Here is a 12872-nt window from a genome sequence, read left to right on the forward strand (position 1 = left end):
ACCGGACAACGAAATCGGGGCCCGCGGGCCCCGATTTTTGTCATGCGACTGCGATGTTTCGCGTCGCGCCGACGGGCGTCAGTCGTTGTCGCCGCCGAAGATGCCGAGCAGGCTCAGCAGCGACTGGAAGACGTTGTAGACGTCCAGGTAGATGGCCAGCGTCGCGGTGACGTAGTTCGTCTCGCCGCCGTCGACCACACGCTTGATGTCGTACAGCATGAACGCCGAGAAGATCACGATCGCGAGTGCCGAGATGGTGGCCATCAGGGCGGGCATCTGCAGAAAGATGTTGGCCACGGCCGCGACGATCAGCATCACCGCACCGACCATCAGCCACTTGCCCATGCCGGACAGGTCGCGCTTGATCGTCGTCGCCAATGTCGCCATGCCGCCGAACACCAGCGCGGTGCCGCCGAAGGCCATCATGATCAACTGGGCACCATTGGAAAAGCCGAGTACCGCACCGATCAGGCGGGACAGCATCAGCCCCATGAAGAAGGTGAAGCCGAGTAGCAGCACGACGCCCAGGCTCGAATTCTTGAACTTCTCGATCGCGAAGAAGAAGCCGAAGGCCACGCCCATGAACACCATGAAGCCGATCAGCGGGCTGCCGCGGAAAAAGCTGAAGCCGGTCGTGACCCCGATCCAGGCGCCCAGCACCGTCGGTACCAGCGACAACGCCAGCAGCCAGTAGGTGTTGCGCAGCACCCGGTTGCGCTGCTCGACCAGTACGCCGGCGCCGGAATAGGCTCGCTGCAAGCTCTCGTTCATCTGTTCTCTCCTCTAGACAGTGGCCGCCATTCGACCCCTCGACGCGGATTCTAGTTCCAGTGCTGCCGGGCGGGCCAAGAGGGGGGCGCCTCGTCCGGCGCTGGTCGCGCTGGCACCATGGGGGCGCGGCAGTCGCCGCGCTGACCTTGGCCTCGCAAGAAAGGTTCCTGCCATGAAAACCAAGCCGCAAATGACCAGCTCGGACGTCGAGCGCATCGCCGCCGCAGCGCGTGCGGAAGCTCAGGCGAACGGCTGGGCCGTGTCGGTCGCCATCGTCGACGAGGGCGGTCACCTGCTGTGGTTCCAGCGCCTGGATGGCGCCTCCCCGATCTCGGCACGCCTGGCTCCCGCCAAGGCGCATGCCGCGGCAATGGGAAGACGGGAAAGTAAAGTCTACGAAGACATCGTCAACCAGGGGCGCATGTCGTTCTTGAGCGCGCCGGCGCTCGAGGGGCTGCTCGAGGGGGGGGTTCCGATCATGGCCGCCGGCGAGTGTGTCGGCGCCATCGGCGTCAGCGGAGTGAAATCGGCTGAGGATGTGCAGGTGGCCAGGGCAGGTATCGCCGCCCTGGGCCTTTGAGACAGCGCGCAGACCGAGAGGGGCCCGGTGCGCAGTTGAGGTGGCGGCGGGACGGGCTCCGCGCACCCAGAGCGTGGGGAAAAAAGAGCGTGGCTGGCGCCAGTTGCTGGCACGTGGCTGCGCAAACACGACCGGAGGCGCTCCATCAGGAGCCGCCACCGCGGTCGCCCCACGATGATCTATTTGGTCAGGATCAGCTTACCGAGTTTGGTCGTTCGCAATTGGTAGAGCGCGCCGTTGTGCTCGATCTGCACCGATTTGTGGCCGCCGAGCAGGCTGCTGCTGGGCAGGGTTGGCAGGGCCGATGGCAACGACACTGCGGAACCGGTGGCCAAGGCGCCGGGCGGCAGCGCGCCGGCCGGCATGGAAAGGGTGGACTCTCGGACGGTGGCCAGGGCGGAAGTGGATTTCATCGGGCTAGGCTTTCGTGAAGAGAGGGTGGGGTCGGATTGCTGCAGGTGCAGGCGCATGGGCTTCGCGAACCAGGGGGCTGACCGCAAGCGTCAGGGGCGCGTGACCGCCCACCAGGCGCCGACCAGCACCACGGCCAGGCTCAGCAGCAGGACCATCACGCCACCGCCAACTCGTTGCTCGCGCAACTGTTGTGGTTAGCGGCCGCGCCGCCGCGGCGATGGGCAGACTCGAGTGCATGCCGGGCGCAATCGGCGCAGCGGCCGCAGCAGGTCGCCACGCCCAACTCCATCTGCAATTCGTCGAACGACGCGCAACCCGTGCGGGCCAAACGCTCGATGTCGCGGTCCGAGACCTTGCGGCAGACGCACACAATCATTCGATGTCCTTCCGATCAACTTGTGACCAGTATAAATACGAATGATTCGCAATTCAATGGGTTGTTGCCGGCAGGGATATTAGAAGGGTGCAGCCACCATGGCGCGGCGCCGGCGAGCTCGGGGACACGTCGCCCGAGAGGGGGGTGCAAGTTCCCACCTTTGGGGGAGGCTGGCAATTGTTGCAGCTACCGCATACTCATATCCACGAGATGCTCCTCGGCAAAAAGAGTGCCGCGGCCTCGGCCGTACGCGAAAGGAACTACAACAATGACCGCGCTTGTCCGTGTGCGCCGTGCCGCTGCCGGTGGTGGCCTCGTCCGCAACCCGCGATGCCGCCCGCTGCAAGGTGCGTCTACCCAAGGCCGGCGCGTTGGTACAGCGGCATGAAACTGTTTCGAGCTGCAGCTGCTCCGCGCCATAACGCGACGGCCGGGGTGTATGGGGCGCGCTTGCGCCTGTGGTTGCCCATCCTGCTGTTCGCGTTCGTACTGGGCGTCTACGTCTGGCGGCGCGGCGAGGCGGTGCGGTGGTACGAAATCTCCTGGGCGCTGGCCTCGCTCGCGCAGTTGGCCATCCGCTGGCCGCACGTGGAGGCCAATCGTGCCAACCGGGTGGCGCGCAGCCGGGTCGGACGGGGTGAGCAGTGGCTGATGTTCCTGGTGTTTCTCACGCTGCTGGGCCTGCCGATGTTGTTCCTGGCGACACCGTGGTTCGGCCGCTTCGACTATCGCTTGCCCTCGGCCTGGCTGCCGGTGCTGGGCTCCTTGCTGATGGCGGCATCGCTGTGGCTGTTCTATCTGTCGCACGCCCATCTGGGCCGGCAGTGGTCGCCGTCGCTCGAGGTGCACGCCGAGCACCAGCTGGTCACCAGCGGCGTGTACCGGCGGGTACGCCATCCGATGTATGCGTCGATCTGGCTGTTCGCGCTCGCGCAGCCTTTGTTGATCCACAACTGGGTGGCGGGTGCGCTGGCGGTGCCCGGATTCGGGCTGCTGTACTTCCTGCGCGTGCCGCGCGAGGAGGCGTTGATGCTGGAGACGTTCGGCGAGGCGTATCGCGCTTACTTGCAGCGCACGGGGCGGGTGTGGCCCAAGCGCACGTCGTGAGAGGAAAGCGGGCCGAGGGCCTTGCGGGAGGCCCGGGGCCCGGTCTTTGCCGTCAGTTCACCTCGCCCATCACGGACTGCAGGTAGTTCTGCAGGCCCACCTTGCCGCAGAGGTCGAGCTGGGTTTCGAGGAAGTCGACATGCTCTTCGGTGTCGTCGAGGATGTCTTGCAGCAGGTCGCGCGAGACATAGTCACGCACCGACTCGCAGTAGGCAATGCCGTCCTTGATGGTGCCCTGCGCCGCCTGTTCGAGCTGCAGGTCGCACTGGAGGATCTCGACCACTTCCTCTCCCACCAGCAATTTGCCGAGGTCCTGCAGATTGGGCAGCCCGTCGAGCATCAAGATGCGCTGCATCAGGCGGTCGGCGTGTTTCATCTCGCCGATCGACTCCTCGTATTCCTTCTTCGCCAGCTTGTCGAGGCCCCAGTGCTTCAGGATGCGGTAGTGCAGGAAGTACTGGTTGACGGCGGTCAGTTCGTTCTTCAGCTGCGCGTTGAGGTATTCGATGACCTTCGGGTCGCCTTTCATCGGGGCTCCATTGCTTGTTGTAGTGGGAGGGCCCGATTGTGGCCCCAGCGGCCACCGCATCCAAGCTGCCGCGCCAATCCTGCAGAACCCTGGTTTTGCTGCGTGTGAGAGCGAGAAGCTTTCGCGTTCAAGGTGGCGTAAAGCGTGTCCCGGGTGGCCTGCAGCGCAGGCGGCGGCGGGCGAGTGAGAGCAGCAGGCTATAATCCCGCGGTTTACCCGCAACCACCCCCGCCTAGCGAAACCCTCTGCCGTTTCCTCACCGGACTCCTGCTGGCCGAGCGGAGCTGGGCGCGCACCCAAAACGGAGAGTATCCCGTGCTGCCGCAACTGCCCCTAGCACTCCTCGCACTCGCAGACGGCACGGTCTTTCGTGGCACTTCGATCGGCGCGGCCGGTCGGACCGTCGGTGAAGTCGTATTCAATACCGCACTCACCGGCTACCAAGAAATTCTCACCGACCCGAGCTACTGCCGGCAGATCGTCACGCTGACGTATCCGCACATCGGCAACGTCGGCGTCAACGAAGAGGATATCGAGGCGCCCAAAGTCCATGCCGCCGGGCTGATCATCAAGGACCTGCCGGTCCTCGAATCCAACTTCCGCATGACGCGCACGCTGCCGCAGTATCTGCAAGAGCAGGGTTGCGTCGCCATCGCCGACATCGACACGCGTCGACTGACCCGCATCCTGCGCACCAGCGGCGCGCAAAACGGCTGCATCCTCGCGCTGCCGGCCGGCCAGACGATCACGCAGCAGCACATCGACGAAGCGCTGGCCCAGGCGCGCAGCGCCCCGAGCATGGCGGGGCAGGACCTGGCCAAGGTGGTCAGTGCGACCGAGCGCTACGACTGGAGCGAAACCGAGTGGAAGCTCGGCGAGGGCTACGGCCAGGTGCAAGCCCCGCGCTTTCACGTCGTCGCCTACGACTTCGGCGTGAAACGCAACATCCTGCGCATGCTGGCGGAGCGCGGCTGCAAGGTCACCGTGGTGCCGGCCACCACGCCCGCGGCCGAAGCGCTGCAATACAACCCCGATGGCATCTTCCTGAGCAACGGCCCGGGTGACCCCGAGCCCTGCGACTACGCCATCGCCGCCTCGCGCGAGCTGATCGAGCGCGGCATCCCCACCTTCGGCATTTGTCTGGGCCACCAGATCATGGCGCTGGCGTCGGGCGCCAAGACCTTCAAGATGAAGTTCGGCCACCACGGCGCCAACCACCCGGTCAAGGACCTCGACAGCGGTCGCGTCAGCATCACCAGCCAGAACCACGGCTTCGCGGTCGACGACCAGACGCTGCCGGCGACGCTGCGGCCCACCCACGTCAGCCTGTTCGACGGCACGCTACAAGGCCTGGCCCGTACCGACAAGCCCGCGTTCTGTTTCCAGGGGCACCCCGAGGCGTCGCCCGGCCCCGGCGACATTGGATACCTCTTCGACCGCTTCGTGGCGTTGATGGAGAAGCACAATGCCTAAGCGCAACGACCTGAAGACCATCCTCATCATCGGGGCCGGCCCCATCATCATCGGCCAGGCCTGCGAATTCGACTACTCGGGTGCGCAAGCTTGCAAGGCGCTGCGCCAAGAGGGCTACAAGGTGGTGCTGGTCAACAGCAACCCGGCGACCATCATGACCGACCCCGAGATGGCCGATGTGACCTACATCGAGCCGATCACGTGGCAGGTGGTCGAGCGCATCATCGCCAAGGAGCGGCCCGACGCGATCCTGCCGACGATGGGCGGCCAGACCGCGCTGAACTGCGCGCTCGACCTGCACAAGCACGGCGTGCTGGCCAAGTACGGCGTCGAAATGATCGGCGCCAACGAACACGCGATCGAGAAGGCCGAGGACCGCCTCAAGTTCAAGGACGCGATGACCAAGATCGGCCTGGACTCGGCCAAGTCGGGCATCGCGCACTCGATGGAAGAAGCCTGGGCGGTGCAAAAGCGCATCGCCGCGGAAACCGGCAGCCCCGGCTTCCCCACGGTGATCCGGCCCAGCTTCACGCTCGGCGGCACCGGCGGCGGCATCGCCTACAACCCGGAAGAGTTCGAAGAGATCTGCAAGCGCGGGCTCGACTTGTCGCCGACGCGCGAGCTGCTGATCGAGGAATCGCTGATCGGCTGGAAAGAGTACGAGATGGAGGTCGTGCGCGACAAGGCCGACAACTGCATCATCGTCTGCTCGATCGAGAACCTCGACCCGATGGGCGTCCACACCGGTGACTCGATCACCATCGCCCCCGCGCAGACGCTGACCGACAAGGAATACCAGCTGATGCGCAACGCGTCGGTCGCGATCCTACGCGAGATCGGCGTCGACACTGGCGGCTCCAACGTCCAGTTCTCGATCAACCCGGTCAACGGCCGCATGATCGTGATCGAGATGAACCCGCGGGTGTCGCGTTCGTCGGCGCTCGCGTCCAAGGCCACCGGCTTCCCGATCGCCAAGGTGGCGGCCAAGCTGGCCGTGGGCTACACGCTCGACGAGTTGCGCAACGAGATCACCGGCGGTGCGACGCCGGCGAGCTTCGAGCCGAGCATCGATTACGTTGTCACCAAGATCCCGCGCTTCGCGTTCGAGAAGTTCCGCGAGGCCGATTCGCGCCTGACGACGCAGATGAAGTCGGTCGGCGAGGTGATGGCGATGGGCCGCACCTTCCAGGAGAGCTTCCAGAAGGCGTTGCGCGGTCTTGAGACCGGCATCGACGGGCTGACCGAGCGCAGCACCGACCGTGAAGAGATCGTCCAGGAGATCGGCGAGCCGGGCCCCGAGCGCATCCTCTTCGTCGGCGACGCCTTCCGCATCGGCATGAGCCTGCAGGAGGTCTATGAAGAGACCGCCATCGATCCGTGGTTCCTGGCCCAGATCGAGCAGATCATCAAGACCGAGCAGCAGCTGGCCGGCCGCAGCCTGACCAGCCTGAGCGCCGAGGAACTGCGTTTCCTCAAGCGCCGCGGCTTCTCGGACAAGCGTTTGGCCAAGCTGCTGGGCACCAACCAGCACGAGGTGCGCCGCCGCCGCCACGCTGAAGGTATCCGCCCGGTCTACAAGCGGGTCGACACCTGCGCCGCCGAGTTCGCCACGCAGACCGCCTACATGTACTCCAGCTACGACGAGGAGTGCGAGGCACAGCCGACCGACAAGAAGAAGATCATGGTGCTGGGCGGCGGGCCCAACCGCATCGGCCAGGGCATCGAGTTCGACTACTGCTGCGTGCACGCAGCGCTGGCGATGCGCGAAGACGGGTACGAGACCATCATGGTCAACTGCAACCCCGAGACCGTCTCGACCGACTACGACACCTCCGACCGCCTGTACTTCGAGCCGGTGACGCTGGAAGACGTGCTCGAGATCGTCGACAAGGAAAAGCCCGTCGGCGTGATCGTGCAGTACGGCGGCCAGACGCCGCTGAAGCTCGCGCTCGACCTCGAGGCCAACGGCGTGCCCATCATCGGCACCTCGCCGGACAGCATCGACATTGCCGAAGACCGCGAACGTTTCCAGCAGCTGTTGCACGGGCTGGGCCTGAAGCAGCCGCCCAACCGCACCGCTCGCACCGAAGAGCAGGCGCTGCAGCTGGCCCACGAGATCGGCTACCCGCTGGTGGTGCGCCCGAGCTACGTGCTGGGCGGCCGTGCGATGGAGATCGTGCACGGCGACCGCGACCTGGAGCGCTACATGCGCGAGGCGGTCAAGGTGTCCGAGAAGTCGCCGGTGCTGCTCGACCGCTTCCTCGACGATGCGATCGAGGTCGATGTCGATTGCATCAGCGACGGCGACGCCGTGATGATCGGCGGCATCATGGAGCACATCGAGCAGGCCGGCGTGCACTCGGGCGACTCCGCCTGCTCGCTGCCGCCGTACACACTGCCGAAGGCGCTGCAGGACGAGCTGCGCCGCCAGACCACGGTGATGGCCAAGGCCCTCAAGGTGGTCGGCCTGATGAACGTGCAGTTCGCGATCCAGGGCGAGGGCGACCAGGCGGTGGTCTACGTGCTCGAGGTCAACCCGCGCGCGTCGCGCACCGTGCCGTATGTCTCCAAGGCCACCGGCCAGCCGCTCGCCAAGATTGCGGCCCGCTGCATGGCCGGCCAGCGCCTGAAGGACCAGAAGGGCGTCAAGGGAGAGGTGATCCCGCCGTACTTCAGCGTCAAGGAAGCCGTGTTCCCGTTCAACAAGTTCCCCGGCGTCGACCCGGTGCTGGGCCCCGAGATGCGCTCCACCGGCGAGGTGATGGGCGTGGGCAAGACCTTCGGCGAGGCGATGCTCAAGAGCCAGCTGGCCGCCGGGTCACGCCTGCCGGCGCAGGGCACGGTGTGCATCACCGTGAAGAACAGCGACAAGGCGCGTGCCGTCGCGGTGGCCCGCGACCTGCACGGTCTGGGCTTCCAACTGGTCGCGACCAAGGGCACGGCCGCGGCCATCGCCGAAGCCGGCGTGCCGGTGCGCACGGTCAACAAGGTCAAGGACGGCCGCCCGCACATCGCCGACATGATCAAGGCCGGCGAGATCCAGCTGGTCTTCACGACGGTCGATGAAACGCGCACCGCGATCGCCGACTCGCGCTACATCCGCACCGCCGCGCTCGCCAACCGCGTCACCTACTACACCACCATGGCCGGCTGCGAGGCCGCTGTCGAGGCGCTCAAGCACCTGGACGACCTGGTGGTCTATTCGGTGCAGGAATTGCACAAAGAGCTAAACTAACTTCAAACTTCAAACCAGCGGCCGCCGCCGCCCTCCTGAAAAGGAGAGTGGCGGCGGCTGATTTTTTGCTGCCGGAGAGAACCTGATGGCCACCATTCCATTGACCAAGCGCGGCGCCGAAAAGCTCAAGGAAGAGCTGCACCGCCTGAAGACGGTCGAGCGCCCGGCCGTGATCAACGCGATCGCCGAGGCCCGCGCCCAGGGCGACCTGTCCGAGAACGCCGAGTACGACGCGGCGAAAGACAAACAAGGCTTCATCGAAGGCCGCATCCTCGAGATCGAAGGCAAGCTGGCCGCTGCCCAGGTGATCGACCCGTCGGCGCTGGATGCCGGTGGCCGCGTCGTGTTTGGCGCCACCGTGGACCTCGAAGAAGAGGAGTCGGGCGACGCCGTCACCTACCAGATCGTCGGCGACGACGAGGCGGACCTGAAGCACGGGCTGATTTCCGTCAGCTCGCCGATCGCCCGGGCCCTGATCGGCAAGGAAGCCGGCGATGTGGCCGAGGTGCAGGCGCCCGGCGGCATCAAGCGCTACGAGGTCGTCGAAGTCCGCTATCGCTGATCGACGACCCTCCGCACCCCTGCTGCTCGCTCTCGATGTCAGTGCAACGTTTGCGCGGCTGGCTGTCCGGCTTATGGGCCGGCATGGTGCTGTTTCTGGGTGGCGCCGCGGCACCCTCGTTGTTCGCCGCGCTCGACCGGGTCTCTGCGGGCCGGGCAGCGGCGCGTCTGTTCCAGACCGAGGCCTACGCCAGCTTGGCGCTGGCGGTGCTGCTGATCGTGGTCGAGCGTCGCTGCACCGGCGCCCGCCGGGCGGCGGAGCCGGCGCGCTCGCCGATGAGCCCGGAGTTGCTGCTGGCCCTGTTCGCCCTGTTTTGCACGGTGGCCGGCTACTTTGCGATCCAACCCATGATGGAGCAGGCGCGCGCCGGGCAGGGCAGCTGGTCGTTCGGCGCGCTGCACGCCGTCTCCAGCGCATTCTTCCTGGGGAAAGGGGCGGCGCTCCTGGTGCTGGCCTGGCGTTGTGCCCCCCGTTGAGCGCTGCCGGGTCAGGCCGACGAGGCCTTCTTCTTCAGGCTGGTGACGCGCGGCTTGGCGCGCTTGATCGTGCCGCCCGGCGTCAATCGCTGGTTGCCCAGCACCGTGAGCTTCTTCACTTCAGGCCGCTGCCCGCCGCGCTTCGAGTATTTGACGACCTTCACCGTCTTGGGCGCCGGCTTGCGGTCTTCGCGCTCTGTTTTCTCTTTCGGCGGGATGGGGCGCCACAGCACCAGCAGCTTGCCGATGTGCTGCACCGGGGCGGCGTTGAGCTGCTCGGAGAGCTGGGCGAGGATGTCTTCGCGTGTTTGCCGTTCGTCCGAGAACACACGCACCTTGATCAGGCCGTGGGCCTTGAGCGCGGCGTCGACTTCCTTGGCCACCGCGGGCGTCAGGCCGTCGGCCCCGATGAGCACGACGGGGTCGAGATGATGGGCTTCCGAGCGCTTTTCTTTGCGCTGGGCGGGGGTCAAATTGATGGCAGGCATACACGTATTATCGTTGGGCAATGAAGATCAAAACCAAAAGCAAGAAAGTGAACAAGGCGTGGCTGCACGACCACCTCACCGATCCCTATGTGCGGCTGGCCCAGAAGGAGGGGTACCGGGCGCGTGCGGCCTACAAGCTGAAAGAGATCGATGAAGAGCTGGGCCTGCTGAAGCCGGGTCAGCTGGTGGTCGACCTGGGCGCGGCGCCGGGCGCGTGGAGTCAGTACGTGCGCCGCAAGTTCGCGCCCAAGGATGCGACGGCCGCCGGTGGCGCCGCGGTGGGTGCGTTGAACGGCACCCTGATCGCGCTCGATCTGCTCGATTTCGAACCGATCGAGGGGGTGCAGTTCATCCAGGGCGATTTTCGCGAGGACACGGTGTTGCAGCAGCTGCGTGACGCGCTCGCTGGCCGTCCGGTGGACGTGGTGGTGTCGGACATGGCACCCAACCTGTCGGGCATCGAGGTGTCGGACGCCGCGCGCATCGCCCATCTGGTCGAGCTCGCGATCGAGTTTTCGGTCGCCCACCTGCGGCCGGACGGCGCGCTGGTCTGCAAGGTGTTCCACGGCAGCGGTTACAGCCAGCTGGTGGAGCTGTTCAAGCGCACCTTCCGCAGCGTCAAGCCGATCAAGCCCAAGGCTTCGCGCGACAAATCGTCGGAAACCTTTTTGGTCGGTCGGGGTCTCAAGGTGCAGAGTTGACGGTCGATAGACGGGAAGGGGCGATGGTGTGGCGCGCCGCCCGGTGCTTGCGACCTCCGCAAACACCTGTCACAAGCGTGGGAAACATCAAAGAGAGACGCCTCTTGACTCGTCTAGAATTGCCCCGATCTATTGAGTATTCGAGCTATTTTGGCTATCAGGCATCGGAGAAGGAGCCGCGGTGAACAATCAATGGTTCTCTAAAGTGGCGGTGTGGTTGGTGATTGCGCTGGTGTTGTTCACCGTGTTCAAGCAATTCGATCGCGGCGTCGCCACTTCAGGGCAAATCGGCTATTCCGATTTTCTCGAGGAAGTTCGTAACAAGCGCATCAAGGCCGTCACCTTGCAAGAGGGCACGGGCGGCACCGAGATCATCGCGGTCACCAACGACGACAAGCGCATCCGCACCACGGCCACCTACTTGGACCGTGGCCTGGTGGGCGACCTGATCAACAACAACGTCAAGTTCGACGTCAAGCCGCGCGAAGAGCCGTCGCTGCTGATGAGCATCCTGATTTCCTGGGGGCCGATGCTGCTCCTGATCGGGGTGTGGATCTATTTCATGCGACAGATGCAGGGAGGCGGCAAAGGCGGCGCCTTCAGCTTCGGCAAAAGTCGCGCGCGGATGCTCGATGAATCCAACAACTCTGTCACGTTCGCGGATGTTGCCGGCTGCGACGAAGCCAAGGAAGAAGTCAAGGAGTTGGTCGACTTCCTGAAAGACCCGCAGAAGTTCCAGAAATTGGGCGGCCGCATCCCGCGCGGCGTGCTGATGGTTGGCCCCCCGGGGACCGGCAAAACCTTGCTGGCCAAGAGCATCGCCGGCGAAGCCAAGGTGCCGTTCTTCTCGATCTCGGGCTCCGATTTCGTCGAAATGTTCGTTGGTGTCGGCGCCGCACGCGTGCGTGACATGTTCGAGCAGGCGAAGAAGAACGCGCCCTGCATCATCTTCGTCGACGAAATCGACGCCGTCGGCCGCCACCGTGGCGCCGGTCTGGGCGGCGGGAACGACGAGCGCGAGCAGACGCTGAACCAGATGCTGGTCGAGATGGACGGTTTCGAGACCAACCTCGGCGTGATCGTGATCGCCGCGACCAACCGGCCCGACATTCTCGACCCCGCGCTGCTGCGCCCGGGCCGTTTCGACCGCCAGGTCTATGTGACGCTGCCGGACGTGCGCGGCCGTGAGCAGATCCTGAACGTGCACATGCGCAAGGTGCCGATCGGCACCGACGTGCGGCCTGACATCCTGGCGCGCGGCACCCCCGGTTTCTCCGGCGCGGACCTGGCCAACCTGGTGAACGAGTCGGCCCTGTTCGCGGCTCGCCGTAACGGCCGTGTGGTGGAAATGCAGGACTTCGAGAAGGCCAAGGACAAAATCCTGATGGGCCCGGAGCGCAAGTCCATGGTGATGCCTGAGGAAGAGCGGCGCAACACGGCCTACCACGAGGCCGGCCACGCGCTGGTGGCGCGCTTGCTGCCCAAGACCGACCCGGTGCACAAGGTCACCATCATCCCGCGCGGCCGTGCGCTGGGGGTGACGATGCAGCTGCCCGAGGGCGACCGCTACAGCATGGACAAGGAGCGCATGCTCAACACGATTTCGGTGCTGTTCGGCGGGCGGATTGCGGAAGAGGTGTTCATGAACCAGATGACCACCGGCGCGAGCAACGACTTCGAGCGTGCCACCCAGATCGCGCGCGACATGGTCACGCGTTACGGCATGACCGACGAGCTCGGCCCGATGGTTTACGCCGAGAACGAGGGCGAGGTCTTCCTGGGCCGCTCGATCACCAAGCAGGTCAACGTCTCCGAGCAGACGATGCAGAAGGTCGACCACGAGATCCGCAAGATCATCGACGACCAGTACAGCACGGCGCGCAAGCTGATCGAAGACCACCAGGACAAGATGCACGCGATGGCCAAGGCCTTGCTCGAGTGGGAGACCATCGACGCCGAGCAGATCGAGGACATCATGGCCGGCCGTCCGCCGCGCCCGCCGAAAGACTGGGCCCCTTCGAGCCCGAAGAGCGGTGGCGGGGGCAGCACGCCGCCGGTCAACACCGACGGCGCACCGGCGGCCGCCTGACGCGGCGCAACACAGCGCATCTTCGCAGCGCATCTTCGCGGCCCGGCGTAGCTCGGGACGACACAACGGGG

13 protein-coding genes are annotated in these 12872 nt (G+C 65.4%); 8 read left to right on the forward strand and 5 right to left on the reverse strand.

Annotation, left to right across the window (positions count from 1 at the left end; genetic code table 11):
* Positions 1–78: 78 nt before the first annotated feature.
* Positions 79–771, reverse strand: coding sequence for a Bax inhibitor-1/YccA family protein (locus AAW51_RS11030; RefSeq protein WP_047194662.1), 693 nt, complete (start codon positions 769–771; stop codon positions 79–81).
* Positions 772–943: 172 nt separating this feature from the next.
* Between AAW51_RS11030 and AAW51_RS11035 the strand changes: the two genes are divergently transcribed.
* Complete coding sequence (locus AAW51_RS11035) at positions 944–1351, forward strand: GlcG/HbpS family heme-binding protein (protein WP_047194663.1); 408 nt, start codon at positions 944–946, stop codon at positions 1349–1351.
* Between the two features lie 179 nt (positions 1352–1530).
* On the opposite strand, the gene hemP is transcribed toward AAW51_RS11035, so the two are convergent.
* Together hemP and AAW51_RS11045 are read right to left on the reverse strand one after the other, a co-directional pair.
* Positions 1531–1764 carry a hemin uptake protein HemP gene (hemP, locus tag AAW51_RS11040; protein WP_047194664.1) on the reverse strand — a complete coding sequence of 78 codons (234 nt, stop codon included), beginning with the start codon at positions 1762–1764 and terminating at the stop codon, positions 1531–1533.
* A gap of 155 nt (positions 1765–1919) precedes the next feature.
* Positions 1920–2141 carry a (2Fe-2S)-binding protein gene (locus tag AAW51_RS11045; RefSeq protein WP_047194665.1) on the reverse strand — a complete coding sequence of 74 codons (222 nt, stop codon included), beginning with the start codon at positions 2139–2141 and terminating at the stop codon, positions 1920–1922.
* A 384-nt stretch (positions 2142–2525) separates the two neighbouring features.
* Here AAW51_RS11045 and AAW51_RS11050 point away from each other — a divergent pair, with 384 nt between their 5' ends.
* Complete coding sequence (locus AAW51_RS11050) at positions 2526–3248, forward strand: protein-S-isoprenylcysteine O-methyltransferase (protein WP_169788008.1); 723 nt, start codon at positions 2526–2528, stop codon at positions 3246–3248.
* A 52-nt stretch (positions 3249–3300) separates the two neighbouring features.
* On the opposite strand, the gene bfr is transcribed toward AAW51_RS11050, so the two are convergent.
* Positions 3301–3777 carry a bacterioferritin gene (bfr, locus tag AAW51_RS11055; RefSeq protein ID WP_047194666.1) on the reverse strand — a complete coding sequence of 159 codons (477 nt, stop codon included), beginning with the start codon at positions 3775–3777 and terminating at the stop codon, positions 3301–3303.
* 315 nt (positions 3778–4092) lie between these two features.
* Between bfr and carA the strand changes: the two genes are divergently transcribed.
* From carA to AAW51_RS11075, 4 genes are all read left to right on the forward strand, one after another.
* Positions 4093–5250, forward strand: coding sequence for a glutamine-hydrolyzing carbamoyl-phosphate synthase small subunit (gene carA / locus AAW51_RS11060; RefSeq protein WP_047194667.1), 1158 nt, complete (start codon positions 4093–4095; stop codon positions 5248–5250).
* Complete coding sequence (gene carB / locus AAW51_RS11065; RefSeq protein WP_047194668.1) at positions 5243–8485, forward strand: carbamoyl-phosphate synthase large subunit; 3243 nt, start codon at positions 5243–5245, stop codon at positions 8483–8485. Before carA ends, carB begins: the two co-directional genes overlap by 8 nt.
* Positions 8486–8570: 85 nt before the next feature.
* Positions 8571–9047, forward strand: a complete 477-nt coding sequence (greA, locus tag AAW51_RS11070; RefSeq protein ID WP_047194669.1) for a transcription elongation factor GreA — start codon at positions 8571–8573, stop codon at positions 9045–9047.
* A gap of 35 nt (positions 9048–9082) precedes the next feature.
* The gene (locus AAW51_RS11075) at positions 9083–9523 is read left to right on the forward strand and encodes a DUF4149 domain-containing protein (RefSeq protein WP_047194670.1); all 441 of its coding nucleotides are present in this window, start codon (positions 9083–9085) and stop codon (positions 9521–9523) included.
* An 11-nt stretch (positions 9524–9534) separates the two neighbouring features.
* Here AAW51_RS11075 and AAW51_RS11080 read toward each other — a convergent pair whose 3' ends face one another.
* Positions 9535–10011 carry a YhbY family RNA-binding protein gene (locus AAW51_RS11080; RefSeq protein WP_047194671.1) on the reverse strand — a complete coding sequence of 159 codons (477 nt, stop codon included), beginning with the start codon at positions 10009–10011 and terminating at the stop codon, positions 9535–9537.
* 20 nt (positions 10012–10031) lie between these two features.
* Here AAW51_RS11080 and AAW51_RS11085 point away from each other — a divergent pair, with 20 nt between their 5' ends.
* Entirely contained in the window at positions 10032–10712 is a 681-nt protein-coding gene (locus AAW51_RS11085) for an RlmE family RNA methyltransferase (protein WP_047194672.1), read from the forward strand.
* Between the two features lie 181 nt (positions 10713–10893).
* Entirely contained in the window at positions 10894–12801 is a 1908-nt protein-coding gene (gene ftsH, locus AAW51_RS11090; RefSeq protein ID WP_047194673.1) for an ATP-dependent zinc metalloprotease FtsH, read from the forward strand.
* The last annotated feature ends 71 nt before the right edge of the window (positions 12802–12872 follow it).

The organism is Caldimonas brevitalea (assembly GCF_001017435.1).
GTDB lineage: Bacteria > Pseudomonadota > Gammaproteobacteria > Burkholderiales > Burkholderiaceae_C > Caldimonas > Caldimonas brevitalea.